Annotated in this window: 22 protein-coding genes and 1 tRNA gene; 9 read left to right on the forward strand and 14 right to left on the reverse strand. The window is 69.8% G+C overall.

All coding sequences use genetic code 11. The annotated features are described in order from the left end of the window. The first annotated feature begins 55 nt into the window (after positions 1 to 55). Together E2F48_RS00410 and E2F48_RS00415 are read left to right on the forward strand one after the other, a co-directional pair. Positions 56 to 1,381 carry an MFS transporter gene (locus E2F48_RS00410; RefSeq protein WP_133402073.1) on the forward strand — a complete coding sequence of 442 codons (1,326 nt, stop codon included), beginning with the start codon at positions 56 to 58 and terminating at the stop codon, positions 1,379 to 1,381. A 158-nt stretch (positions 1,382 to 1,539) separates the two neighbouring features. Next, complete coding sequence (locus E2F48_RS00415) at positions 1,540 to 1,725, forward strand: hypothetical protein (protein WP_133402074.1); 186 nt, start codon at positions 1,540 to 1,542, stop codon at positions 1,723 to 1,725. A gap of 47 nt (positions 1,726 to 1,772) precedes the next feature. On the opposite strand, the gene E2F48_RS00420 is transcribed toward E2F48_RS00415, so the two are convergent. From E2F48_RS00420 to E2F48_RS00440, 5 genes are all read right to left on the reverse strand, one after another. After that, on the reverse strand, positions 1,773 to 2,741 hold the full coding sequence (locus tag E2F48_RS00420; RefSeq protein ID WP_133402075.1) for a serine/threonine-protein kinase: 969 nt from the start codon (positions 2,739 to 2,741) through the stop codon (positions 1,773 to 1,775). 187 nt (positions 2,742 to 2,928) lie between these two features. Next, on the reverse strand, positions 2,929 to 3,729 hold the full coding sequence (locus E2F48_RS00425; protein ID WP_133402076.1) for an alpha/beta fold hydrolase: 801 nt from the start codon (positions 3,727 to 3,729) through the stop codon (positions 2,929 to 2,931). Positions 3,730 to 3,776: 47 nt separating this feature from the next. Then, positions 3,777 to 4,106: a biotin/lipoyl-containing protein gene (locus tag E2F48_RS00430; protein ID WP_133402077.1), complete on the reverse strand. Its 330-nt coding sequence runs from the start codon at positions 4,104 to 4,106 to the stop codon at positions 3,777 to 3,779. Continuing rightward, positions 4,099 to 5,139 carry an alpha-ketoacid dehydrogenase subunit beta gene (locus E2F48_RS00435; protein WP_133402078.1) on the reverse strand — a complete coding sequence of 347 codons (1,041 nt, stop codon included), beginning with the start codon at positions 5,137 to 5,139 and terminating at the stop codon, positions 4,099 to 4,101. The genes E2F48_RS00430 and E2F48_RS00435 overlap by 8 nt, the downstream gene beginning before the upstream one ends. Next, positions 5,132 to 6,154 carry a thiamine pyrophosphate-dependent enzyme gene (locus E2F48_RS00440; RefSeq protein ID WP_133402079.1) on the reverse strand — a complete coding sequence of 341 codons (1,023 nt, stop codon included), beginning with the start codon at positions 6,152 to 6,154 and terminating at the stop codon, positions 5,132 to 5,134. The genes E2F48_RS00435 and E2F48_RS00440 overlap by 8 nt, the downstream gene beginning before the upstream one ends. 258 nt (positions 6,155 to 6,412) lie before the next feature. On the opposite strand from E2F48_RS00440, the gene E2F48_RS00445 reads away from it, so the two are divergent. The 6 genes from E2F48_RS00445 to E2F48_RS00470 are packed head-to-tail and all read left to right on the forward strand — an operon-like array spanning position 6,413 to position 12,694. After that, on the forward strand, positions 6,413 to 6,913 hold the full coding sequence (locus E2F48_RS00445; RefSeq protein ID WP_133402080.1) for an Lrp/AsnC family transcriptional regulator: 501 nt from the start codon (positions 6,413 to 6,415) through the stop codon (positions 6,911 to 6,913). 58 nt (positions 6,914 to 6,971) lie between these two features. Further along, the gene (locus tag E2F48_RS00450; RefSeq protein WP_133402081.1) at positions 6,972 to 7,679 is read left to right on the forward strand and encodes an NUDIX hydrolase; all 708 of its coding nucleotides are present in this window, start codon (positions 6,972 to 6,974) and stop codon (positions 7,677 to 7,679) included. Beyond that, entirely contained in the window at positions 7,676 to 8,962 is a 1,287-nt protein-coding gene (nadA, locus tag E2F48_RS00455) for a quinolinate synthase NadA (protein WP_133402082.1), read from the forward strand. The genes E2F48_RS00450 and nadA overlap by 4 nt, the downstream gene beginning before the upstream one ends. Next, on the forward strand, positions 8,959 to 10,608 hold the full coding sequence (gene nadB / locus E2F48_RS00460) for an L-aspartate oxidase (protein ID WP_133402083.1): 1,650 nt from the start codon (positions 8,959 to 8,961) through the stop codon (positions 10,606 to 10,608). Before nadA ends, nadB begins: the two co-directional genes overlap by 4 nt. Next, positions 10,605 to 11,546, forward strand: coding sequence for a carboxylating nicotinate-nucleotide diphosphorylase (nadC, locus tag E2F48_RS00465; protein ID WP_133402084.1), 942 nt, complete (start codon positions 10,605 to 10,607; stop codon positions 11,544 to 11,546). Before nadB ends, nadC begins: the two co-directional genes overlap by 4 nt. Continuing rightward, entirely contained in the window at positions 11,543 to 12,694 is a 1,152-nt protein-coding gene (locus tag E2F48_RS00470; RefSeq protein ID WP_133402085.1) for a cysteine desulfurase family protein, read from the forward strand. The genes nadC and E2F48_RS00470 overlap by 4 nt, the downstream gene beginning before the upstream one ends. 79 nt (positions 12,695 to 12,773) lie before the next feature. On the opposite strand, the gene E2F48_RS00475 is transcribed toward E2F48_RS00470, so the two are convergent. The 9 genes from E2F48_RS00475 to bcp form a co-directional block, all read right to left on the reverse strand. Beyond that, entirely contained in the window at positions 12,774 to 13,697 is a 924-nt protein-coding gene (locus E2F48_RS00475; protein ID WP_133402086.1) for an oxidoreductase, read from the reverse strand. A 77-nt stretch (positions 13,698 to 13,774) separates the two neighbouring features. Next, complete coding sequence (locus tag E2F48_RS00480; RefSeq protein ID WP_425455737.1) at positions 13,775 to 14,239, reverse strand: MarR family winged helix-turn-helix transcriptional regulator; 465 nt, start codon at positions 14,237 to 14,239, stop codon at positions 13,775 to 13,777. Next, positions 14,232 to 15,329 carry an LLM class flavin-dependent oxidoreductase gene (locus tag E2F48_RS00485; protein WP_133402088.1) on the reverse strand — a complete coding sequence of 366 codons (1,098 nt, stop codon included), beginning with the start codon at positions 15,327 to 15,329 and terminating at the stop codon, positions 14,232 to 14,234. Before E2F48_RS00485 ends, E2F48_RS00480 begins: the two co-directional genes overlap by 8 nt. Before the next feature lie 103 nt (positions 15,330 to 15,432). Next, the gene (locus E2F48_RS00490; RefSeq protein ID WP_133402089.1) at positions 15,433 to 18,777 is read right to left on the reverse strand and encodes an efflux RND transporter permease subunit; all 3,345 of its coding nucleotides are present in this window, start codon (positions 18,775 to 18,777) and stop codon (positions 15,433 to 15,435) included. A gap of 50 nt (positions 18,778 to 18,827) precedes the next feature. After that, positions 18,828 to 20,324 carry a malate:quinone oxidoreductase gene (locus E2F48_RS00495; RefSeq protein WP_133402090.1) on the reverse strand — a complete coding sequence of 499 codons (1,497 nt, stop codon included), beginning with the start codon at positions 20,322 to 20,324 and terminating at the stop codon, positions 18,828 to 18,830. Between the two features lie 64 nt (positions 20,325 to 20,388). Further along, entirely contained in the window at positions 20,389 to 22,107 is a 1,719-nt protein-coding gene (locus E2F48_RS00500) for an ABC transporter substrate-binding protein (RefSeq protein ID WP_246018449.1), read from the reverse strand. A 197-nt stretch (positions 22,108 to 22,304) separates the two neighbouring features. Continuing rightward, positions 22,305 to 23,000, reverse strand: a complete 696-nt coding sequence (locus E2F48_RS00505; protein WP_133402092.1) for a fasciclin domain-containing protein — start codon at positions 22,998 to 23,000, stop codon at positions 22,305 to 22,307. A 299-nt stretch (positions 23,001 to 23,299) separates the two neighbouring features. Then, a tRNA-Leu gene (locus tag E2F48_RS00510) sits at positions 23,300 to 23,381 on the reverse strand. A 46-nt stretch (positions 23,382 to 23,427) separates the two neighbouring features. Then, complete coding sequence (gene bcp / locus E2F48_RS00515; RefSeq protein WP_133402093.1) at positions 23,428 to 23,898, reverse strand: thioredoxin-dependent thiol peroxidase; 471 nt, start codon at positions 23,896 to 23,898, stop codon at positions 23,428 to 23,430. A gap of 131 nt (positions 23,899 to 24,029) precedes the next feature. On the opposite strand from bcp, the gene E2F48_RS00520 reads away from it, so the two are divergent. Beyond that, positions 24,030 to 24,554 carry a MarR family winged helix-turn-helix transcriptional regulator gene (locus E2F48_RS00520; RefSeq protein ID WP_133402656.1) on the forward strand — a complete coding sequence of 175 codons (525 nt, stop codon included), beginning with the start codon at positions 24,030 to 24,032 and terminating at the stop codon, positions 24,552 to 24,554. Positions 24,555 to 24,576 lie beyond the last annotated feature (22 nt).

The raw sequence follows: 24,576 nt of genomic DNA on the forward strand, positions 1-24,576 counted from the left end.
GGACATCACATACCGAACGTTCTGTCGGTAATGTTTTCCGTCCCTTGGAGTGACAATGACGTCTTTCACCGCGAACGCCGCGGAGCACCGCACCTCACGCGAGGAGCGCCGCGTCCTGGCCGGCACCCTCGTCGGCACCACGATCGAGTGGTACGACTTTTTCATTTTCGCCCAGCTCACCGCTACGGTCCTGGGCGCGCTGTTCCTCACTCCGCTTCGGGAGTCCAACCCGGGCCTGGCCCAGGTCCTCGCCTTTTCCCTAATCGGCATCAGTTTCCTCTTCCGGCCCCTTGGAGCGATCGTCGCCGGTCACCTCGGTGACCGCATCGGTCGTAAGTCGGTCCTGGTCTTCACCCTGATCCTGATGGGCGCGGCGACCGCGCTGATCGGCCTCCTCCCCACCTATGCCTCCATCGGGGTGTGGGCGCCGGTCCTGCTGATCCTCCTGCGCATCGTCCAGGGCTTCTCGGCCGGCGGCGAATGGGGCGGGGCGGCGCTGATGTCCGTCGAACACGCCCCCGTAGGCAAACGCGGGTTGTTCGGCGCCTACCCCCAGATCGGCGTTCCGATCGGCATGATCCTGGCCACCGGCACGCTGCTGCTGCTCCGCTCCGCCATTCCCGAGGATCAGTTCCTCGAGTGGGGCTGGCGGGTGCCGTTCCTGCTGTCGGTCGTGCTGATCGTCGTCGGCTACCTGATCCGGCGTGCCGTCAGTGAGAGCCCGGTCTTCAAGGAGATGCTCGCCCGCAAGGGCGAAAGCAAGGCGCCGCTGCGCCAGCTGTTCCGGAAGAACACCCGCGAGGTGCTCCTCGCCGCCGTCATCTTCATCGGCAACAACGCCGCAGGCTACCTGGTCATCGCGTTCTTCATCTCCTACGCCACCACGGCGCTGGAGATGCCCGTGGTCCCGGTGCTGCTGGCCACGACGCTCGCTTCCTTCGGCTGGCTGATCTTCACCATGGTCGGTGGCTGGCTCTCCGACCGGATCGGCCGCGTGCGGACCTTCCAGCTCGGTTACGCCCTGGTGTTCGTCTGGATGCTGCCGATGTTCCTGCTCGTGGACACCGCCAACATCTTCCTCTACGGACTGGGCCTGTTCGTCCTGACCATCGGCCTGGGCCTGTCGTACGGGCCCATGTCCGCAATGTACGCGGAGATGTTCCCCGCCAATGTGCGCTACTCCGGAATCTCCATCGGGTACGCGCTCGGTGCGATCCTGGGCGGGGCGTTTGCGGCGATGGTCGCGCAGCTGCTGCTTGAGACCTACAAGTGGTCGGGGGCCGTGGCAATCTACATCATGATCCTGTGCGCCATCTCCTTCGTAGGGGTCACTCTGGCCCGGGAGACCCGCGGTGCGCCGCTTGGAGTCTCCCAGCATTAGCCGACGCGCCCGGGGCCGTCGACGGCGGCGTCCGGGTGCACAAAGGCAGCGCAGAGAAAAGACCGGAGGGCCAGGAAACCAACCTGGCCCTCCGGTCTTTTGCCTTGCCGCCGGGACTCCTAGGATCGAAGTAATGAACACCTACGCCGGAGGATGAGATGACCGAGACGCCGAACGGCAAGAAGCAGGACACCGACGGGCAAGACGCCAACGGGCAGGACACAGGGGCGGGTCCCGAGGGGACCATCCCCGACAACCAGGAGGGAATCGGCGCCACGACGCTCGACGAGCCCTCAAACTTCGAGCCCGAAGAGGACGACGTCGAGGGCGGCGAACCCCGCTGAGCGCGGTGCCCCCGGACGACGCGTGCCCGAACTAACGCTGGCCCGGACTAACCGAGGCTCGGGGCGTGCGAGGGCGGATCGGGGATGTGGATGTTCCCGGTGGTGATTCCGCCGGTTGAGACCCCGTCGCCGTCGTCAGCCGGAGCGGGATCGGCCGCCGCCTGGGGTGTGCCGATCCCCCAGAAGCCCGCTCCCTCGTCGGAGTGGGCGCGCAGGAGCAGGGCAACCTCATGCGCGTCGGGACGGTCCTGGGGGTTCCGGGCGGTCATGCGGGTGAGCAGGCCGGCCCAGTCGGCGCCCAGCCATTCCGGAATCTCGGGATCACGGAGCAGGCGGGCCAGGGCCGCCTCCACGATCGGCCCGGGGAAGGCCTTGTCGCCGGTGAGGCACTCGAGCAGGACCAGGCCAAGGGAGTAGATGTCGCTGCGTTCGTCGACGTCGCCCGACTGTGCCTGCTCGGGGCTGAGGTAGTTCGCCGTGCCGATGGTCGCGCCGGTGGCCGTGGCCATCGTGGCATTGACCATGCGCGCGATGCCGAAGTCGGTGAGCTTGGGGTAGAGCCGGGTGTCATTCTCGCCCGAGTGGAACATCAGGATGTTCGCCGGCTTCACATCGCGGTGGACCACTCCGTGGGAGTGGATGTAGGCGAGGGCGTCGGCGAGATCCGCTCCGACCTGGGCGACGGCGGCGGGGGCGAGAGGTCCCTTCTTCAGCAGCTTGCGCAGGTCTTCGCCGTCAACGAGTTCCATCACCAGGAAGCCGGTGGTGCGTCCGTCCTCATCCTGGTGCAGCCCCGCATCGTGGAGCGTGACGAGACCGGGGTGGTTGAGGGTGGAGAGCAGGAGCGTTTCGGTGTGCTGCCTGCGGTAATCGTCGTCATCGGCGGTGGTGGGGTTGAAGACCTTCACCGCGACGTCGCGCTGCAGGTTGCGGTCGACCGCCCGGTAGACGGAGGCGGCGCCGCCGACCCCGAGCAGGTCGGTGGTCTGGTACCGCTCGGCAAGGAGCACATCCATGGGTGTTCTCCCGGGAAGGTGTTGAGTAAGGGGAAGCTGTGTGTCACAAAAAGGTAAGTCTGCTGACGACTTATCCCGATTGTATCCTGCGCCAACCATTTTTTGCCCACGGCGCAGATCCCTTTATCTAAAGTTTATCCGCTGCGCCCGCCCTCTTCGGCGGACGGCGTGCGGCGCGGGGGCGGGCTCAGGCGGCCAGGAAGGCCACGGCGGCGGACTTGAAGGCGCGCGAGGTCACGGCATTGGCGTGGGTCCGGGCGGGAAGCGTCAGGAGTTCCGCTTGCGGGGCAAGGTCCGCCAGTTCCTGCGCCGTCGCGGCGAGGTCGTCGTTCTCGCCGGCCACCAGCAGCAGCGGCATGCGGGGCACGGCTTCGGCGGGAGTGAACGGCTCGTCCTTGACCGCCTCCACCATGGTCAGCAGCGCGAACACGTCGTTCGTCGGCACGAGCCGGGCCATCCGCATCAGCTCGGCGGTCCGGGGATCCTGGATCGGGGTGCCTTCTGCGAGGAGCTCCTGCGCCGCGGCGAGGTCGAATGCGGCAAGCGGGTCACCGCTGCCGGGGCCGCCCAGCACCATGCGGTGGATCAGTTCTGGCTGGGTGGCGCCGAACTCCCACGCCAGCCGGGAGCCGAGGGAGTACCCGATGATGTCGACGCCGCTGGCCGGCACGCCCTCGCGCAGGGGCACCACGTGGTGGTCCTGGAGGACCTGCAGGAGGTCGGCGCGGATGCGGCTCGGGGAGTAGGAGTCACGCGCCTCCGGTGCGGCGCTGTCGCCGTGTCCGGGAAGGTCGACGGTGAGAACGGTCCGGCCGGCCTCGTTGAGGTAGCGGATCCAGCCGGTGTCGACCCAGTTGAGCTTCGTCGAGGAGGCGAAGCCATGAAGAAGCAGCACCGGGCGCAGCCCGGCGTCGGAGGCGGGCGGATGCAGCGCCACGCTCAGCTGCGGATCCGATCCCTCCACCAGGTGGTCGCGGTGCCGTCCCATTCCTTGTCCTTTCCTGCCGTTTCCATGCCCGCGCCGCGGGCCGGTGCCTAGTCGTCGTCGAGCACGGCACTGAGCCGCACGCGCCGGGCCGGAGGCTTCTCGGCCGGCACCGTGCCCACGATGCCGGCCGTGTCGTCCGGCACCTCGAAGACGATCAGCGGATCGCCGACGGCGATCATCGAGCCCGCATCACCGTGGACCTTCACGACTGTACCGGCCTGCGGGGAGGGCAGTTCGACGGCGGACTTGGTGGTTTCGACCTCGACGAGGGGCTGGTTCCGCTCGACCTGGTCACCTTCGGCGACGAGCCACTCGAGGATCGTTGCCTCGATGAGGCCCTCGCCGAGGTCCGGCAGGGGAAATGAAAGTTCAGCCACGGCGGTGCTCCAATACGCGTTGAATTCCGAACAGGATCCGGTCAATGTTGGGAATGTACTCGTCCTCAAGGTCGCCCGACGGGTAGGGGACGTCGAATCCAGTCACCCGTTCCACCGGCGCCTTGAGGGTATTGAAGCACCTTTCGGTGACCAGGGCTGCGATTTCAGCCCCGAGCCCGCTGCTGCGCGGCGCCTCGTGGACGACGACGGCGCGCCGGGTGCGGGAGACGGATTCGGCGAGGCCGTCGGCGTCGATCGGGCTGAGCCAGCGCAGGTCGAGCACCTCCACCTCGATGCCGTCCTCGGCCGCCAGGTCGGCGACCTGCAGGCAGCGGGAGACCATGGCGCCCCAGGCGATGAGGGTCAGGTGACGGCCGGACCGGACGATCCGTGCGCCCTCAAGCGCACCGGCGTCCGCGGGATCGACGGGGCCCTTCTGCCAGTAGCGCGCCTTGGGTTCCATGAAAATCACCGGATCGGGCATCGACCCGGCGAGGCGGAGCAGGTGGTAGGCCTGGTGCGGGTCCGCGGGGGAGACGACCTTCAGACCCGGCACGTGGACGAAGAGGCTTTCGAGGCTCTCCCCGTGGAGTTCGGGGGCGCGGATTCCGCCGAAGCTGGGCACGCGCAGGGCGATCGGCATGGGCAGGGCTCCGCGGCTGCGGTAATTCATGCGCCCGATCTGGGACACGATCTGGTTCACCGCCGGATACGCGAAACCGTCGAACTGCACCTCGGGGATGGGGTGGAAGCCGGCCATCGCCAGGCCGACGGACATGCCCAGAATGCCGGATTCGGCGAGCGGGGTGTCGAAGACGCGTTCGGCGCCGAAGCGGGCCTGCAGTCCGTCGGTGATGCGGAAGACCCCGCCGAGGCGGCCGACGTCCTCACCGAAGATCAGGGCCTTGGGGTTGTCCTCGAGGACCTCCCCGAGCGCACGGTTCAGGGCTCCCTGCATCGAGAGCGTCAGCGGCGCGGGTGCGGCCGCCCCGTTGCCGGCGGGGGACAGGGGGCCCGACAGGGTCTCAGACATGCTCGGATTCCGTCCTCCAGGCGGCGGCCTGGGCTTTCAGTGCGGGGGTGGGCTCCTGGAAGACGAAGTCGAACATCTCGCTTCCCGGGCGGGGAGCGAGGCCTTCAAGACCCTGGCGGACGGCCTCGGCCTCGGCCTCGGCCGCGGCGAGGGCTCCGGCGAAGAACGAGTCGGGCGTGCCGAAGCGCGTGCGCAGCAGGGCCTCGCAGGCGGCCAGCGGATCGGACCGGCGGGCCGACTGCTCCTCATCCAGGCTCCGGTAGCGTCCGGGGTCGTCGCTCGTTGAGTGCGGGCCCAGCCGGTAAGTCCGGGCTTCGATGACGATCGGGCCGCCGCCGTCCCGGCAGTGCGCCAGGGCCTGCCGGGTGGCCTCAAGCACCGCCGTTACGTCGTTGCCGTCAACGCTCAGCGACGGCATGCCGTACCCGGCGGCCCGGGCGGCGACGGACCCGCCCGCCACCTGGCGCTCGGTGGGCACGGAGATGGCCCAGCCGTTGTTCTGCACGAAGAAAATGACGGGTGCCTTCATCACGGCCGCGAAGTTCATCGCCTCATGGACGTCGCCCTGGGAGCTGGCGCCGTCGCCGAAGTAGCTCAGGGCCACGTTGTAGCCGTCCTCGCCGGGCCCGGCCAGCCGCTGGCCGTGCGCCCAGCCCACGGCGTGGAGCACCGATCCGCCGACTACTGCCTGGATGGGGGCAAAGTGGGTGGTGGCGGGGTTGTAGAGCCCGCCATGCCAGGTTGCCTTGTGGGTGGCCATGTATTCGACCATGTCCACGCCCACGGCGCGGGCAACGCCGAGTTCCCGGTAGGTAGGGAATAGAAAGTCCCGGGTCGGATCGACGGCGTAGCCGCTGCCCACCTGGGCCGCCTCCTGCCCGAGGAGGGGTGCGTAGCCGGGGATGATGCCCTGGCGCTGCCAGCGGACCGCGGCGGTGTCGAGCTGCCGGACGGCGGCGAGGAGCCGGTAGAGCTCCTCGAGCTCGCTCGGGTCCGCAGGTGTCGGAGATTCCATGGTGCGTCCTTGCGTAGGGGGTCTTGGGCGACGGTATCCGTACCCGGAGGTCCTGCGCAATCTGCCGCGTCGATCCTCCGCAGTTTGCCGCAGTGAACGCCGGGTGGGCGTATCCGACTGTACAGACTGCTTCATTCTGCGGTTATTGTCTCTACAAACAGGCGTCCGCACTCAATCGGCCCCGGCCCGGACAGTCCCGGCCAGGGTGGTCCGGGCGGCGCCGCGGCAGGGCACTGTGTGTCCGGAGGAAGGCAACCCATGGAGATCGACCGGCTGGACGTCCGCATCGCTGACCTGTTCGCCGACAACCCCCGGATCTCGGTGCTCGAGGCATCCCGCGTCCTGGGGGTCGCGCGGGCCACCGTGTCGGCGCGGCTTGAGCGGATGCAGCGCAGCGGGGTGATCAACGGCTGGGGCCCCCGCATCGACCCCGGCTCCATGGGGTACGGCGTGACGGCCTTCTGCTCACTGATCATCCATCAGGATTCGGGCCACGACGCGGTGGCCGAGGCGCTCGCGGAGATCCCCGAGATCCAGGAACTGCACACCGTGTCGGGGGAGAGCGACCTGCTGGCACGGGTCACGGCCCGCTCCAACGCCGACCTGCAGCGCGTGATCGACGCGATCATCGCCACCCGGACCGTCATCCGCTCCTCGAGCGTCATCGTCCTCAACACCCACTTCGAGGCGCGGACCCTGCCGCTGATGCGGGCCGCGGCCTCGGGGGGCCCTGCCGCAGGGGTTGGGGACCTGTTATAGTCATGGTGACTTTAACCGGGGCTGCCGCGGCGGACTGAACTTCGAGGGCGGTGCAGGCATGGACTTCGGCTCGGCGAACGTGACCGAACGCAACCAACTCCCTCCGGCTCTGGCGATCTCCACGGTGATCTTCGCCCTCCGCTCCGACGGCGGTCGGCAGGCTCTCTGGATGCCCCTGGTGCGGCGGATCCGCGAGCCGCACCTGGGCAAGTGGGCGCTGCCCGGCGGGCCGCTGTCCGGCCGGGAATCCCTCCAGGACGCCGCGGCCCGGAACCTGAACGAAACCACGGGCCTCGCCCCCCGGTACCTCGAACAGCTCTACGCTTTCGGCGGGCTCGACCGTGCCGCCACCCAGCGGCTGGTCTCCATTGTCTATTGGGCCCTCGTGCAGCCGGGGGAGGCGGACCTCGCGCGCGAATCGGAGAACGTGAAGTGGTTCCCGGCCGACGCCCTGCCTGACCTCGCCTTCGACCACAACACGATCGTCGAATACGCCCTCTGGCGGCTGCGCAACAAGATGGAATACGGGCCGATCGCCTTCTCCTTCCTGGGCGAGTCCTTCACCCTCGCCCAGGTGCGCGGGGTCTACGAGGCGGTCCTGGGCCGGGAACTCGACCCGGCCAACTTCCGCCGCCACCTCCGGGCCACCCCCGACATCGTTCCGACGGACACCTTCCAGCAGGGCGGCAGGCACCGCCCGCCGCGCCTCTACCGCTACACCGGCGCCGCTTCACCCGATCCCGGCTTCCCCAGGAGAACCCCATGACCTCTGTCAACACCGCGGTCCAGCTCATCACCCGGGCCCAGGCCCAGGCCGCCCCGGCCGCCCGCAGCACCTGTTCCTCCGCGCTCGCCGAAGGCCCGTGGGCCTTCGACACACCCGTGCCCACCTACGGGCCGGGCGCCTCGATGGCCGACTCCGCACCCGCCGCGACCCCCCGCCAGGGCGAACTGCCCGAGGAATACCGGCGGGCCGGCGACGACGAACTGGACCGGCGCATCACCGCGGCGCGGCAGGCCCTTGGCAGCCGGGTGGTCATCCTCGGGCACTTCTACCAGCGCGACGAAGTCATCCGCCACGCCGACTTCGTCGGGGACAGCTTCCAACTCGCCCGCGCGGCAACCCAGCGCCCCGAGGCCGAGGCGATCGTCTTCTGCGGCGTGCACTTCATGGCCGAGACCGCCGACCTGCTCTCGCGGCCGGATCAGGCGGTGATCCTGCCCAACCTCGCCGCCGGCTGCTCCATGGCGGACATGGCCGACATCGACTCGGTGACCGACTGCTGGGAGCAGCTCGCCGAGGTGTACGGCACCGAACCCGACGCCGAGGGCAGGGTCCCGGTGCTCCCGGTCACCTATATGAACTCCTCCGCGGCGCTCAAGGGGTTCTGCGGCGAGAACGGCGGGATCGTCTGCACCTCCTCCAATGCCGCCGCGGTGCTCGAGTGGGCCTTCAAGCGGGCGCAGCGGGTGCTCTTCTTCCCCGACCAGCATCTGGGCCGCAACACCGCCAAGGCGATGGGTGTTCCGCTGGAGCAGATGCCGCTGTGGAACCCGCGCAAGGACCTCGGCGGCCTCGCCGAGCAGGAGCTCCTCGACTCCCGCGTCATCCTGTGGAACGGCTTCTGCTCCGTCCACAAGCGCTTTACGGTCGCCCAGATCGAGAAGGCCCGGGCCGAGCACCCGGGCGTGCGTGTAATCGTCCACCCGGAGTGCCCGATGCCCGTCGTCGACGCCGCCGACGAGGCAGGGTCCACCGACTACATCCGCAAGGCGATCGCCGCCGGTGCGCCGGGCACCACCTTCGCCATCGGTACCGAAGTCAACCTCGTGAACCGCCTGGCCGCCGAGCACCCCGAACACGCGATCTTCTGCCTCGATCCCGTCATCTGCCCCTGCTCCACGATGTACCGGATCCACCCCGGGTACCTCGCTTGGGTGCTCGAGGGCCTGCTCGAGGGCGACGTGCGCAACCGGATCACCGTCGCGGATGCCACCGCAGGCTCCGCCCGGACCGCCCTGCAGCGCATGCTCGCGGTCCGGCCATGACCCCGGTCCCTGCCGACCACCCGGACGCCCCGCGCCGGGTGATCGTCGTGGGCGGCGGGGTGGCAGGGCTGGCAACGGTGCTCCGGATCCGCCGTTCCCTGCCGGGCGCGCAGCTGACCTTGATCACAAAGGCCGCCCTCGAGGAGAGCAACACCTGGTATGCCCAGGGCGGCATGGCCGCAGTGCTGTCCGGTGCCCCCGGACAGGAGCCGTCCGAGCCCGGTCCCCGGGGAGGCGTTAGGGACAGCGTGGCCGCCCACGTGGCCGATACCCTGGCCGCCGGCGCGGGCCTCGCCGCCCCCGACCCGGTCAGGCTGCTGTGCGCGGGGGCGCAGGGCCAGGTGAGCTGGCTTGAGTCCGTCGGGTTCCGCTTCGACAGCGCCGGCGGTGCGCCCGCCAGCGGCCGGGAGGCCGCCCACAGCGCGGCCCGGATCCTCCGCGCCGGTGGCGACGCGACCGGCCGTGCGCTGGCCGCCGCCCTGATCCGCGCGGTGCGGGCCGACGCCTCAGTGCGGATCCTTGAATCCACCGTCGTCACGGACCTGCTGCGTGCGGGCACGCCCGCGAAACTCCGCGTCTCGGGCGTGCACGTCCGCCCGGCGGGTCCCGCCACCGCAGGGGAGCCCGCTGCACGGGAGATCACGGCCGACGCCGTCGTGCTCGCCACCGGCGGGGCGGGCAGGCTCTTTGAGCACACCACCAACCCGGCGGTGGCCACCGGTGACGGCGTGGCCGTGGCCTGGCGGGCCGGAGCGGTGGTGGCCGACGCGGAGTTCTTCCAGTTCCACCCCACCGCGCTCGATGTCGCCGGCAGCCCGCTCGTCTCCGAGGCGGTGCGGGGCGAGGGCGCGGTCCTCCGCGACGCCTCCGGAACCCGCTTCCTCTCCGCCTACCACCCGGACGGTGAACTGGCACCGCGCGACGTCGTCTCACGCAGCATCGCGCAGCACCTCGCCGCGCGGGGTGAAAGGTGTGTGTACCTCGACGCGACCGCCCTCGGCGGTCCCTTCCTCGCCCGCCGGTTCCCCTCACTGACCTCCCTGACCGCGAGCCACGGCCTGAACTGGGCGCGCGAACCAATCCCGGTGGTGCCCGCCGCGCACTACTGGATGGGCGGGATCCGCACCGACACTTCGGGCCGGACCTCGCTCCCCGGCCTGTACGCGGTGGGGGAGGCCGCCTGCACCGGCGTGCACGGCGCCAACCGGCTCGCCTCGAACTCGCTCCTCGAGGGACTCGTCTTCGCCGGGCGGACGGCAGAAGCCCTGGCCGCGCCGGAGGCCCCGTGGCCAGCGTTCCCGGCCCACCCGCTCGCCCTTGACTCCCCGGACGCCGGCGAACCCTTCGACCGTGCCCAGCTGCAGCGCCTGATGACCCGGCAGGCCGGGGTCCTCCGGGACGCGGCCGGGCTCGAACTGGCAGCCAAGCAGCTGGCCGCCTACGCGCCCGTCGGCAGCACGATCGAGGAACTCGAAACCGTCAACCTCCTGCTGTGCGCGCGGCTGCTGGTGCACGCCGCCACCGCCCGCAGGGAAAGCCGGGGCGCCCACCACCGGTCGGATTTCCCGCTGGCCGATCCGCGAAAAGTTCCCGGGAGCACGGCGTACGTCCGCGCTTCCACCCCCGAGGAAGGATTCCCCCAATGACCCCACCGGCAGCAGCCACCGCCCCGTCCGCCGCGGTCTTCGATGCGGTGATTCTAGCCGCGCTCGCCGAGGACTCACCCTGGGGCGACATCACCTGCCAGGGCCTCATTGCGCCGTCGGTCCTGGCCACCGGGGCCGTCACGGCCCGGGAGGCCGGGGTCTTCTGCGGGGCGCAGGTCATCGAGTCGGCAATGCGCCTGACCGACCCGCGCATCACCATGGAGCCGCAGCTGAGCGACGGCGATGCCTTCGCCCCAGGCGCCGTGCTCGCGACCCTTTCCGGTCCCGCCGCGGGGATCCTCGCCGCCGAGCGCACCGCGCTCAACCTCACTCAGCGGCTCAGCGGCATCGCCACCCTCACCGCCCGGTATGTCGAGGCGGTCCGCGGAACCGGCGCACGCATTGTCGACACCCGCAAGACCACGCCCGGCCTCAGGGCGCTGGAGAAGTACGCGGTGCGCTGCGGCGGCGGGTTCAACCACCGCTTCAGCCTCTCGGACGCGGTGCTGGTGAAGGACAACCACCTGGCCCTGCTGTCCGCGGACGGCCCCAAGGCACTCACCGCCGCCCTCGCGGAGGCAAGGGTGCGGCTGCCGCACACCGTGCATTTCGAAGTGGAGGTCGACCGGCTCGACCAAATCGAGCCGGTGCTCGCCGCGGGGGTCGACACGATTCTGCTCGACAACTTCTCCCTGGCCGAGCTCGCCGAGGGGGTCCGCCGGGTCGGGGGCCGCGCCCTCGTCGAGGCCAGCGGCAACGTCACGCTGGAAACCGTTGCCGCCATCGCCGCGACCGGCGTCGACCTGATCTCCTCGGGGGCCCTGACCCACAGCGTCCGCAGCCTCGATCTCGGCCTCGACTTCCGGCCTGAGGCCCCCGGCTACGTCGGCGCCGGGGCGACGGCAGGTGCCCGGCTCCCGGCGGAGCTGCGGTCATGATCTATCTCGACGCCGCCGCCACGACGCCGGTGCGGCGGGAGGTGCTTGAGGCGATGTGGCCGCTGCTGACGGGTGGTTTCGGCAATCCCTCAAGCCACCACGCGGTGGGTGAGGCCGCCGCGGCTGCCCTCGCTTCCGCGCGGGAGGCCGTCGCCGCGGACCTGTTCTGCCGGCCGGCGGAGGTGGTCTTCACCTCGGGCGGCACCGAGGCGAACAACCTTGCGCTGAAGGGGATAGCGCTCGCTGCGCCGCGCGGACGGCACATCGTCACGAGCGCCGCCGAGCATGCCGCGGTCCGCGAGCCTCTGTCCTACCTCGAGCGGTTCCACGGCTTCCGGATCACCGTCCTGCCGGTGGACGGTGCAGGGACGGTCGACCCGGAAGAGCTCGCGGCCGCACTGACCGCGGAGACGACGCTGTGCAGCGTGATGTATGCCAACAACGAGGTCGGCACCGTGCAGGACATCGCCCGACTCGCCGGGATCTGCCGGAGTCGGGGGGTGTACTTCCACACCGACGCCGTCCAGGCCGCGGCGTGGCTTCCCCTCGACGTCCAGGCGCTGGGCGTCGACGCGCTGAGCATCTCGGGACACAAGCTCGGGGCGCCGAAGGGCTCCGGGGTGCTGTACCTCCGGCGCAGGGTCCCGGTGGAACCTCTGATTCACGGCGGCGGCCAGGAGCGGGGGCGCCGTTCGGGCACCGAAAACGTGGCCGGCGCCGTCGGCGCCGCGACGGCGCTGACGGCCGCCCGGCGGGGCTGGGCCGCTGCCGCGGAGGCCTCGACCGCGCTGCGGGACCGGCTCATCGCCCACGTCCTGGCCGGGGTGCCGGGCGCCGTCCTGACCGGGCACCCCGAGCGGAGGCTGCCGAACCTCGCCTCCTTCTGCTTTCCCGGCCTCAGCGGCGAATCGGTGCTGCTTGAACTGGAGCGCCTCGGCGTGGTGGCGTCATCCGGCTCCGCCTGTGCCGCAGGGTCGGACGAGCCCTCCGCCGTCCTGCTCGCTTTGGGTCTCGACGCCGACACCGCCACCACGGCGCTGCGGCTCTCCTGGATCCCGGAGGCGACGGCGGCGGACCTTGAGGCGGCGGCCGCCGCGGTCGTCGAGGCCGTCGGCCGGGTGCGGGCCCCGCACGCCGCACGGATCTAGACCGCTGCAGCCCCCTCATGCCTGCCTGAAATCGCCGCTGCCCGGGAGCCCGGCCGCTTGGGCGTCGGGAGCCCAGGCGTCAGGTGCGCGGCTCGAGGGCCCGGTAGTCGACCCCGGTCAGTTCGACACTGCGATCCCAGAGCCGTGCGGCGGTTTCGGGGTCAAGGACGCGCGGGGAAGGCGCCACGAGGCGCACGTTTCCGCGGGTCTCCCCGGGGCCGTCCGGCCCGTAGTAGTCTCCGCCCTCAACGTCGGATGCGGTGGCCGCGTAGAGCACCGGAAGCGCGCCGGCCTCATCGGACTGGCTCAGCACGCCGAGGAAACCGCCGAGCAGGTCGAGCACCGGTCCCGCCTGGCGGTTGCGCACCAGGTTGGTGCGGGCGAGGCCCGGGTGCGCCGCCGCCGCCGTGAGCTGCCACCCCGCCGCCCGTGCACGCCGGTCGAGTTCGATGGTGAAGTACAGGTTGGCCGCCTTGCTCTGGCCGTATGCGGCCCAGGGACGGTACGCCCGGGCGGACTGGAGGTCCCCGAAGTTCAGGCGCCCGCGTTTGTGGGCGAGGCTTGAGACGGTCACCACGCGGGAATCACCGGCCGCCCGCAGCTGTCCGAGGAGGAGCCCGGTCAGGGCGAAGTGGCCGAGGTGGTTGATTCCGAACTGCGACTCGAAGCCGTCATCGGTGAGCACCCTGCGCGGTGGCGCCATGACCCCGGCGTTGTTGATCAGCAGGTCCAACGGGTGCTCCCAGCCGGCGGCGAACCGCCGAATGGAGGCGAGGCTGGCCAGATCGAGCAGGCGCAGCTCCACCGCCGAACTGCCGCTGACGGAGCGGACGTGCTGCTCGGCTTCCTCCCCCCGCCCCGCGTCGCGGCAGCCGAGCACCACGTGGGCGCCCTTCCGGGCCAGGGCGACGGCGACCCGGAGGCCGATGCCGCTGTTGGCCCCGGTGACGATGGCGCGGCGGCCGGTGAGGTCGGGGACGTCGTCGGGGGTGAAGCTGTGCATGGGGCCGCCTTCGCTCGTACGGCTGACCCTGGATGGGTGCCGTGCCCCCAGCATAGGGGCCGGCTGCCGGCCCCGGGTCAGGAGTGGCGCTCCACCCCTGCACTGATCTTGGTGGTGAGCGTGCGGAGCTGTTCGAGTTCCTCGACGCTCAGGACCGGCCCCAGGGTCTCCTGGATCACCCGCACGTGCGAGGTGCCGATGCGCTTCTGGAGCGCCCGGCCCTCCTCGGTCAGGGAGAGCTCCACGCCGCGGTGGTCGTTCTTGGCCGGCCGGCGCTGGATCAGCCCCTTGGCCTCGAGCCGCTCCACCATCCGGCTCAGGCTCGGCTGGCTGATCAGCAGGTTCGCGTTCAGCTCATTCAGCCGTGCCCACCCGGTGGCGCACCTGCTCAGGTTGAAGAGCACGTCGTAGTCGCGGATGCCGAGCTGTTTGAAGGCCTCGTCCTGCCTCAGGACCTTCATCACCGCGACCTGGGCGCGGAACAGCGACTCCCACGCCTCGGCCGTGAGGCGCATGGGTGGGAGTTCCGTGCCCTCACCCACGGGACACCGCCGGTGAGGTTGCCCCCGCGGCGCGCCGGTTTTCGAAGGTCGGAGGGGCCGGAACCGTGGCCGGGGTGCGCTTGGCGAACTCGGCGCGCAGCGTCGGCAGGACCTCGGAGCCCAGCAGGTCCAGCTGCTCAAGGACGGTCTTCAGCGGCAGGCCGGCGTGGTCGACCAGGAACAGCTGGCGGTGGTAGTCGCCGAAGAACTCCCGGAAGGTCAGAGTCTTCTCGATCAGTTCCTGCGGGCTGCCGACCGTCAGCGGAGTCTGCGAGGTGAACTCCTCAAGGGACGGGCCGTGGCCGTAGACCGGGGCGTTGTCGAAGTACGGCCTGAACTCCCTCACGGCGTCCTGCGAGTTGTGGCGGATGAAGAACTGGCCGCCCAGGCCCACGATCGCCTGCTCCGGGGTTCCGTGGCCGTAGTGGGCGTAGCGCTCCCGGTAGAGCCCGATGAGCTGCTGGTAGTGCTCCTTGGGCCAGAAGATGTTGTTCGCGAAGAACCCGTCGCCGAAGTAGGCGGCGATCTCGGCGACCTCGGGGGTGCGGATGGAGCCGTGCCAGACGAAGGGGGCGACGCCGTCGAGCGGGCGGGGGGTGGAGGTGAAGTTGCGCAGCGGGGTGCGGAACTTCCCGTCCCAGTTCACGACGTCGTTGTCCCACAGCTGGCGCAGCAGGTTGTAGTTCTCCACCGTCAGCTCCACGCTGTCCTGCTGGTTCTTGCCGAACCAGGGGTAGACCGGCGCGGTGTTGCCGCGCCCCAGGATCAGGTCCACGCGGCCGTCGGCCAGGTGCTGGAGCATCGCGAAGTCCTCGGCGATCTTCACCGGGTCGTTGGTGGTGATCAGCGTGGTGGAGGTCGAGAGGATGATCCGCTCGGTCTGCGCGGCGATATACCCAAGCATTGTGGTCGGCGAGCTCGGCACGAACGGCCGGTTGTGGTGCTCGCCGGTGGCGAAGACGTCGAGCCCGACCTCCTCGGCATGCTTCGCGATCGTCACCATCGCCTTGATGCGCTCGTATTCGGTGGGCGCGGTCCTGTTGGTGGGGTCAACGGTGACGTCACCGACTGTGAATATGCCGATCTGCACGGGGTCTCCTCGTTCGGGTAGATGCATTTGCATCCATTATACGCCGATGGGCACCGGCGCCGGCCGGGCGGGCCGGTACGGGCGCCGTACGGGCCAGGGCGGGTTAGGCGGGCACCGTTTCCCGGGCCTGCTCCGCGCGGTCGGAGGCTTCGCGGCGGCGGGCGCGCAGTTCCCGCCGGCCCTCGATCAGCCGGTAGAGAACGGGCACCAGGATCAGGGTCAGGGCGGTGGAGGAGACCAGCCCGCCGATGACGACGACGGCAAGCGGCTGGGAGATGAAGCCGCCCTCGCCGGTCAGCCCCAGGGCCAGCGGCGTCAGGGCGAAGACCGTGGCCAGCGCGGTCATCAGGATGGGGCGGAGCCGCTGCCGGGCGCCCTGCAGGATGGCTTCGGCCACATCCAGCCCGGGCGTGCCATCCCGCGGCCTGCGGTACTGGTTGATCAAATCGATCAGCACGATGGCGTTCGTCACAACGATTCCCACGAGCATGAGCATGCCGATGAGCGAGGGCAGTCCGAGCGGGATGCGGGTAATCACCAGCAGTGCTATCGCCCCGGTCGCGGCGAACGGGATGGAGACGAGCAGGATCAGGGGCTGAAGCAGGCTCTTGAACGTGGCCACCATGATGACGTAGACAATGGCGACAGCCGCCCACAGCGCAATGAAGAGCTGGCCGAAGGACTCGCTCTGCTGTGCCGCCGCCCCACCGACGGTGGCGGTGGCTCCGGCCGGCAGGTCCACACCCTCGAGGCGCGCGGAGACCGCCGCGGTCAGGGCGCCCAGGTCGTCACCGGCCGGGGTGACCGAGACGCGTGCCGTGCGCTCCCCGTTGGCGCTGGTGACCGTCAGCGGGACCTGGACCTCCTCGATGGTGGCCACCTCGGTCAGGGGAACCGGGCGTTCGGCCGCGGGGATGACCAGGTCCTCAAGCTGGGCCAGGCTGGTGATGGGCGTTCCCTCACCGATGAGGACGGGGTAGTCGGTGGCCTCCAGCCGGAGCACTCCGGCGGGGACCGGGCTGATGCTGCCGCCAAGCAGTCCGGCGATCTGCCCTTCGGTGAGCCCCGCGGCGACCGCGGCGGCCCGGTCCACGCTGATCTGGACCTGCGGCTGGGCGGCGGAGAGGTTGCTCGTGACCTCGCCGGCGCCGTCAATCCCTCGGAGGTTCTCCACCACCGCATCGCTTGCGCGCTGGAGGTCCTCGGGGACCGGGGCGGTGATGTTGATGTCGATGGTGCTTGAGGTGCCGAAGCCGCCCTGCTGGCTCGAAAGCGAGAAGTCCCCGGCACCGGTGAGCTGCTCGAGGTCGTTCCGGATCCGGGCCTGCAGCGCGTCCTGGTCGGCGTCCTCGTCGGTGGTGACGGTGAAGCTCGCCACCGAGGCCCCTTCGGAGAACTGGGCGGCGAACGCGCCCTGGGCGTTGCCAACGGTCAGCTGGATGTCGCGGATCGCCGGGTCCCGGGCGAGCACTTCCTCGGTGCGGGCGGCCGCCGCGGCCGTCGTGGCGAGGCTTGAGCCGGCCGGGAGGGTCTGGGAGATGCTGAAGCTGTTCTGGCCGCTGCTGCCGAGCAGGTTGGTCTGGAGCAGGGGAACCATGGCGGCCGTGGCCCCAAGCACCAGCACGCCGGCGGTGAGCGTCCAGACGGGGTGGCGCTGGGTTCCGCGGAGGATCGGGAGGTAGCCGCGCTGCAGCCAGGAGCGGCGTTCGGCGCGGTGGGCCTCCTCGACCGCCAGGGCGCGCCCCTGCCGGGCCGCCTCTGACGCGGCGTCGTCGTCGACGTCGGTGGTCCGGGTGCGGGGCAGGAACCAATAGGCGAGGACCGGAATGATGGTCAGGGACACCGCGAGGGAGGCCAGCAGCGCGATGCCGGTGGTGACGGCGAAGGGGCGGAACAACTCACCGGCGAGTCCGCCAACGAACGCGATGGGCGCGAACACCGCCACGGTGGTCAGGGTCGAAGCCGTCACCGCCCCGGCCACCTCACGCACCGCGGTCAGGATGGCCGTGCGCTTCTCCTCGCCGTAGCTCAGGTGCCGCTTGATGTTCTCGATCACGACGATCGAATCGTCGACCACCCGGCCGATGGCGATGGTCAGCGCCCCGAGGGTGAGGATGTTCAGGGAGTACCCGGCCGCGTAGAGACCGATGAAGGTCACCAGCAGCGAGAGCGGGATGGAGATTGCGGTGACCAGGGTGGAGCGCACCGACAGCAGGAACACCAGGATCACGACGACGGCGAAGGCGAGGCCAAGCAGCCCCTCGGTGGTGAGGTCCTTGATGGAGCGTTCGATGAAGGGCGCCTGGTCAAAGACCACCGTGATGCTCGCGCCGTCACCCAGCTCCGTCTCAAGCTCGGGGATGAGATCGCCGACCGCCCGGGAGATGCGCACCGTGTCGCCGTCGGGCACCTTGGTGATCGTCAGGCCGAGGGTTTCGACGCCGTTGGTCCGGGTGATCGAGGTGGCCGCGTCGTCGGCGAGTTCTACGTCGGCGACCTCCCCGATGGTGACCGGATCGGCGCCGGGAGCCGGTGCGGGCTCGGCGGGCGAGGGGTTCGCGGGGTCTGGGGAGCCAGGGGAGCCGGGCCCAGGGAACCCCGGAGCTCCACCGGGAACGCCCGGCGCCGGAACACCGGGCGCGGGGACGCCGGGGGCGGCCGGAGTCGAGGGAGCCTCCGGGGCCGGCCCAGCAGCTCCGGCCGGCTCGGAGGGCAGCACGGGCAGGCCCCGGATGTCGTCGAGGGACGCGACGGGACTGCCGGCCTGAATGGTGAGGGACCGCAGCTCCTCCTCGAGCGTGCCCACCGGGAACAGGGCGCCGTTGGCTTCGAGGGTGTCGACGATGTCCCGGACCTGCACCCCGGCCTCGGCGAGGGCGCCGTCGCGGGGAAGCACCGAGATGTGCTGCCGCGAGCCGCCGGTGATGTCCGCCGACCGGACCCCCTCGAGCTTCTGCAGCCGGGGAACCGTCAGCCGGGTCAGTTCGTCGTTCAGCTCGCTGAGCGTCCGGTCGGAGGAGATGGCCAGGAAGGCGATCGGGAAGTCGCCGATGCTGCCGGCCAGGGCCTGCGGCTCGACGTCCTCGGGGAGGTTGGGCCGCACCGCGGAAATGGCCCGGTCCACCTGGGCGCGGGCCCGGTCGAGGTTCGTCCCGTAGACGAACTCGAGGTTGACCGTGGAGACCCCGCTGCGGGAGGTGGCCGAGGAGGTTTCGAGCCCCTCCACCCCGCTGAGCGCGCTCTCGAGCGGGCCGCTGACCTGCTTGTCGATGTATTCCGGGGAGGCGCCGGGCACCGAGGAGATTACGGTGATCCGGGGAAACTCGAGCGAGGGGATGAGCTCCTGCTTGAGCGAGCCGACGGTGATCACGCCGAACACCGAGGCAAAAACGGTGATCAACGCAATCAGGGCCCGGTTTCCCAGGGAGAGCTGCGCCAGACGGAACATGGGCCTGCCTTCGGTGCTGACGGTGCCTGGTGTCCCGGGGCAGCCGCGGCTTACTGGAGTTTCAAGACCCGATCCGTCATCGACTGGACTTCCGCGGCAAGCTCCTCGTTCTCATTGAGTTTCACGCCGTATCCGGGGATCATCTCCTTCAGCTTCGCCTCCCAGCCCGACATCTTCGCCGGGAAGCACCGCTTCAGGAGTTCGATCATGATCGGAGCCGCCGTGGACGCCCCCGGCGATGCGCCGAGGAGGGCCCCCACCGACCCATCGGCCGAGGTGATGACTTCCGTTCCGAACTGCAGAATTCCACCCGTCTTGGGGGCCTTCTTGATGACCTGTACACGTTGGCCGGCGGTGATCAGTTCCCAGGCGCCGCCGTTGGCCGACGGAACGAACTGATTGAGGGCCTCGTTCTTGGCCTCGCGGTTCTTCAGGACCTCGGAGATCAGGTACTTGGTCAGCGGGACGTTGTCCTTGGCAACGGCGAGCATCGGCACCAGGTTGGAGGGGCGGACCGACCCGGGCAGGTCGAGGAAGGAGCCCCGCTTGAGGAATTTGGTGGAGAAGCCGGCGTAGGGCCCGAACAGCAGGGACCGCTCGCCATTGACGAACCGGGTGTCCAGGTGCGGCACCGACATGGGCGGCGCGCCGACCGAGGCCTGGCCGTAGACCTTGGCGTTGTGCTGGTTCACCGTGTCCGGGTCGGTGCAGCGCAGGAACTGCCCGGACACCGGGAAGCCTGCGAAGCCCTTGCCTTCGGGGATGCCGCTGCGCTGCAGCAGGTGGAGGGCACCGCCGCCGGCGCCGATAAAGACGAATTTCGTGCTGACCGTGCGGGTGGCGCCGGTGCCGCGGTTCTTCACCTTGATGTCCCAGCGCCCGTTGGAGGCGCGGGAGACGTCGACCACATCGTGGTGGTAGTTCAGTTCGACGCCGTTGCCCTCGAGGTAGGTGGTGAGCCCGCGGGTCAGGGCGCCGAAGTCGACGTCGGTCCCGCCTGCGACCCGGGAGGCCGCCACGGGCTGGCCCGGGTTGCGGTCCTTCATGATCAGGGGGGTCCACTCGGCGATCGTTGCCGCGTCTTCGGAGTGCTCCATGGTGCGGAAGAGCGGCTGGGCGCTGAGGGCCTCATACCGCCGCCGCAGGTAGGTTGCGTTCGCCGTGCCCCAGACGAAGCTCATGTGGGGGACGGGGTTGATGAAGTTGCGGGGGTCCCCGAGGTGTCCGCTGGAGACCATGTGGGCCCAGAACTGGCGCGAGACCTGGAACTGCTCGTTGATCGCCACGGCCTTGGACGGGTCGACCGACCCGTCCTTACCGGCCGGCGAGTAGTTGAGTTCGCACAGGGCCGAGTGCCCGGTTCCGGCGTTGTTCCACGGGTCGGAGCTTTCGAGGCCGGCGCGGTCGAGGCGCTCGAAGACGGAGATGTCCCAGTCCGGCTGAAGCTGCTTCAGGAACGCCCCGAGCGTGGCGCTCATGATGCCCCCGCCGATCAGGACAACGTCGGTGGTGGATGCGGGTGATGCCGCCTGGCTTTGTGCAGTCAACGTTGTCTCCAGTCGCGAGGTCCTAGCCCTTGAAGCCTAACGGCTGGGAGCCGCCTTAATTAAATCAGCCGGAGCTTGCGTCGCCGCCGGGGGCAGGTACTCCGTCGAGGTCGATCCGGTTGAAGACCTCGTTCATGACGGGGCTCACCGGGTAGGAGGCAACCCGGGGGGACATGGCCAGGGCCGAGATGGGGAAGGCCAGCGGAACGGCCGGCAGCCGCGTGGCAACCTGGCTGCTGATGTCCGCATAGGCCTCCCGCCGGTCCTCGCCGTTGGGCAGGGTCCCGGCCCGCGTGATCTTGCTGAACAGTTGATGGTCCTCAAGGCCGAACTCGCGTGAGTATCTGCCGAAGAGCGCGGCCGCGAAGTTGTCGGGGTCCTGGTAGCTCCCGCTCCAGCCCAGCAGGTGGAAAGCGCGGTCGCCGTCCTCAAGGACCCGGTCGAGGTAGCCCTCGTTCCAGTCGACGGGCACCGGTTTGAGGTTGAACCCCGCGGCGGTGAGCTGCCTGCTGAGTTCGGCGTAGACCTTCTCCGGGGCCGGGAGGTACGGCCGGGAGATATTGCGCGGGTAGTAGAAGGGCAGCGGCGTACCTGTATACCCCGCTTCCGCGAGCAGCTCACGGGCCTTGTCCGGGTCGTGGTTGTAGGAGGGGACGGACTCGCTGCTCACGCCGAGCTTCTGGGGAAGGAACTGGCGGGCCGGTTTGGTGCCGTTGAGGAAGCGGCCCTCGATGAGCGCCTCCTTGTCGATGGCGTGGGCGACCGCCTGGCGGAAGAGCACGTTGTCGACGCCCGGGAAGTTCTGGTTCAGCCCCAGATACAGCACCGAATAGGGGTCGCGCTGCAGCAGCTGCTGGCCTGCCCGGGCCAGTTCGGCGGCGTTCTCCACGGTGACGAAGTCGTAGCCGTCGATGCGGCCCGCCTTCAGGGCACGGAGGCGGGAATCGGGGTGGGCGATGGTGGTGAACACCACGTCCGTGACCTCGCCGGGGTCCCCCCAGTAGGAGTCGGACGCAGTCAGCCTCACCTCCTCCCCGGTCCAGCTCTCGAGCCGGAACGGGCCGGTGCCCACGGGTGCCAGGGCGTACCGGGACAGCCGTACTCCCTCCCGGGTCTCGGTCAGTTTGTCCGCCTCCAGCTGCTCCAGTGCCCGCGGGGAGGACATGGCGAAGGAGGGCAGTGCGAGAGCAGGGATGAACTCGGTCATCCGGCTGTTCAGCTCGATGAGCACCTCGTGCTCGCCCAGGGGCCGGCAGCCCTTGTACAGGGAGGCCTCGGCGTTGTCGGAGAAGGCCAGGAAAACGGTTTCAAAGGAAAGTGCCGCCGCCGCCGCGGTGCGCGCCGCGGGGGGAGTGTTAAACCAGCGGGAGAAGTTCGCGCATACCGCCTCGGCATCAAAGGGCTCCCCGTCGTGGAAGACGACGTCCTCCCGCAGCTCGAAGGCGTAGGCCCGGCCCTCGCTGCGTTCCTCCCACGACTCGGCCAGCAGCGGTGCCGGCTCGGAGGTCAGCGGGTCGATGCCGACAAGGCCCTCGAACAGCTGCTGCGTCACCCGGAAGGATTCGCTGTCGTTGGCCATCGCGGGGTCCAGGCCGGTCGGGTCGGCTGCCGCCCCGAACCGGAAGGTGGTGTCAGGTGCGGCGGAGGAGGCCGGCGCCGGAGCCGACGGGGACGGCGGCGCGGGCGGCGCCGAGGTGCAGGCGGGGAGGCTGAGCGCTACGGCGGCCGCGGCAAGGACTCGGAGGCCACGTCGGGGCCGGACGCGCCCGGCGGTTTTCTTCACAGCCAGATTCTCCAAAGGGGCGCAGCGCCCGGCTAGGTGGTTGGACGTCCAGTCTAGGCGATGCGGCCGGGGCGGCCGCCCGGGCGCCGGTGCCCGCGTACCACCCGTTTCCCGCAGAGAACGGGCCCCCGCACGGCGAGTGCGGGGGCCCATCCAGGTTCCCTGGTCACGTTAGAGGAGTTACACCAGGGAGGTTCCTAGCCGGCCGGCGGCGTGAGGACGCCGTCGATCAGGTACACGGTGGCGTTGGCCGTCTGGACGCCGCCGCAGATGACGTTCGCGCCGTTGACCATCAGCTCGTCACCCGATCCGGTGATTTCGACGTCTCCACCCTGCACCGTGGTCTGGGTGGTTCCTTCAAGGTCGGCCGGAAGCATCCTGCCGGGCACCACGTGGTAGGTCAGGATGCCCGAGAGCAGGTCCTTGTCGGTCTTGAGGGCCTCGACGGTCTCGGCGGGCAGTGCCTTGAAGGCATCATCGACCGGGGCGAAGACGGTGAACTCGTCGCCGTTGAGGGTGTCAACGAGGTTGACGTCGGGGTTCAGCTCGCCGGAGACGGCCGCCGTGAGCTGGGTCAGGATGGGGTTGTTCGAGGCCGCAACGGCAACCGGGTCAAGGGCCATGCCTTCGACCGAGCCGGCACCGTCGGGAACCTGGGCCGCGTAGTCGGCGCAGCCGGGCCCGACGAGGTTCGCCGCCGGGTCCATTGCCTCGCCGGAGGCTTCTTCCGTGGCCTCCGGGGCCATTGACTCGGCTGCCTCGGTCTCCATGCTCTCGGCACTGGGGGCCGACTCGGAGGCAGCTTCTCCGCCGCCGCCACAGGCCGACAGACCGAGCACCGAGACGGCTGCGAGTCCGAGGACGGAAAGGTTCCTGCGCTTGGTGAGTTCCATCAGATTTCTCCTTGATCGACTCGGCCCGGTGGGGGAGTTCGGGGCCGCTTGCTGGGGGGTGGAGCGCATCGTGTCGATGTCTCGGAGGTACTTCGACCGTGCGTCGAAGTCGGATGGGTCGGACCGGGAATATTTCCGCCGGGCCCGGCCCGGGCGGGGGAGGAGAGGCCGGAGCGTGGCCGGAGCGCCCGGTGCGGACCGCCGTCGGGAGGCGGGACCGGGCGCGCCCAATGAAAGAACGGCACCCCGGTCCGAAGACCGGGGTGCCGTTGGGTGCCGACCCGGGGCCGGCGCTGAAGTGCGCAAGGGGGGACTTGAACCCCCACGTCCGAAGACACTGGAACCTAAATCCAGCGCGTCTGCCAATTCCGCCACTCGCGCGCCGACGCTGCGCGAAAGCGCAGAGTCGGCCTTTAGTCTACGGGAATCAGGAAACCCCGAGGTCTCGGCGCAGCTTGGCGACGTGTCCGGTGGCCTTGACGTTGTACTGGGCCAGCGCAACCTGCCCGTCCTCGTCGAGGACGACGGTCGAGCGGATCAGGCCCTCGTAGGTCTTCCCGTAGTTCTTCTTCTCGCCCCAGGCGCCCCATGCTTCGGCGACCGTGTGGTCCTCATCGGAGAGCAACGGGAAGGTCAGGTGCTCGTCCTCGCTGAAGGCACGGAGTTTCTCGGGCGCGTCGGGGGATACTCCAAGCACCCGGTATCCGGCCGCCGCGAGGGATGAGAGGTTGTCGCGGAAATCGCAGGCCTGGGTGGTGCAGCCGGGAGTGGCGGCCGCCGGGTAGAAGTAGACGACGACCTTTTCGCCGCGGAACTCCGAGAGCGACACCGAGTTGCCAAACGCGTCAGTGAGCGTAAAGTCGGGGGCATGATCTCCGGCCGACAGTTGTTGTGTCATGCGGGTTCCTCAGTTCAATAGGGGCGGCGCGAAGGCACTAAGAATGACCGGGACGCCTAGTTATCATAAAGGGACGGGTTGGCGCCATCCATGAGCGTTGATCAGCTTAGCGAAAGGGAGTGCACAATTTCATGCCGGATCTGGAGCAATGGCCCACAGGCCGACTGCTGACGACGGCTGCCCGCCTGGTCGAGCACGCCTGGAACGAGCGGCTGGTGGACATTGGCGTTACCCACGCCGGAGTGATTGCGCTCGGGGTGCTCGCATCGCAGGGGGCCATGACCCAGGCGAGCCTCGCCCAGATCGTCCGGGTCCAGGCCCAGACCATGGGCAAAACCCTGGCCCGGCTCGAATCCCGCGGCCACGTGGCCCGCGTGCGGAACGACCTCGACCGCCGGTCCCACCTTGTCTCCATCACCGACGCTGGCCGTGAGGTGCTCTCCCGGGCCGACGACGTCGAACGCACCCTCGTGGCAGGCGGCGGCCTCGTCTCCGATGAACTCCGCACCCATCTTCAGAGCGTCATCAAGGAACTCGGCGCACCTCGGTGGAACTGGGCTGCCGCCGCGGCAGCCCCGGAGGTCGCCTCCGCACTCCAGGACGACGCCGTTCCAGGCCCGGAGTCCTCAGGGCCCACCGCCACGATCAGCACCTGACCAGGCCTCCTCCGCGGCGTCG

Source organism: Arthrobacter crusticola, from assembly GCF_004357995.1.
GTDB lineage: Bacteria > Actinomycetota > Actinomycetes > Actinomycetales > Micrococcaceae > Arthrobacter_D > Arthrobacter_D crusticola.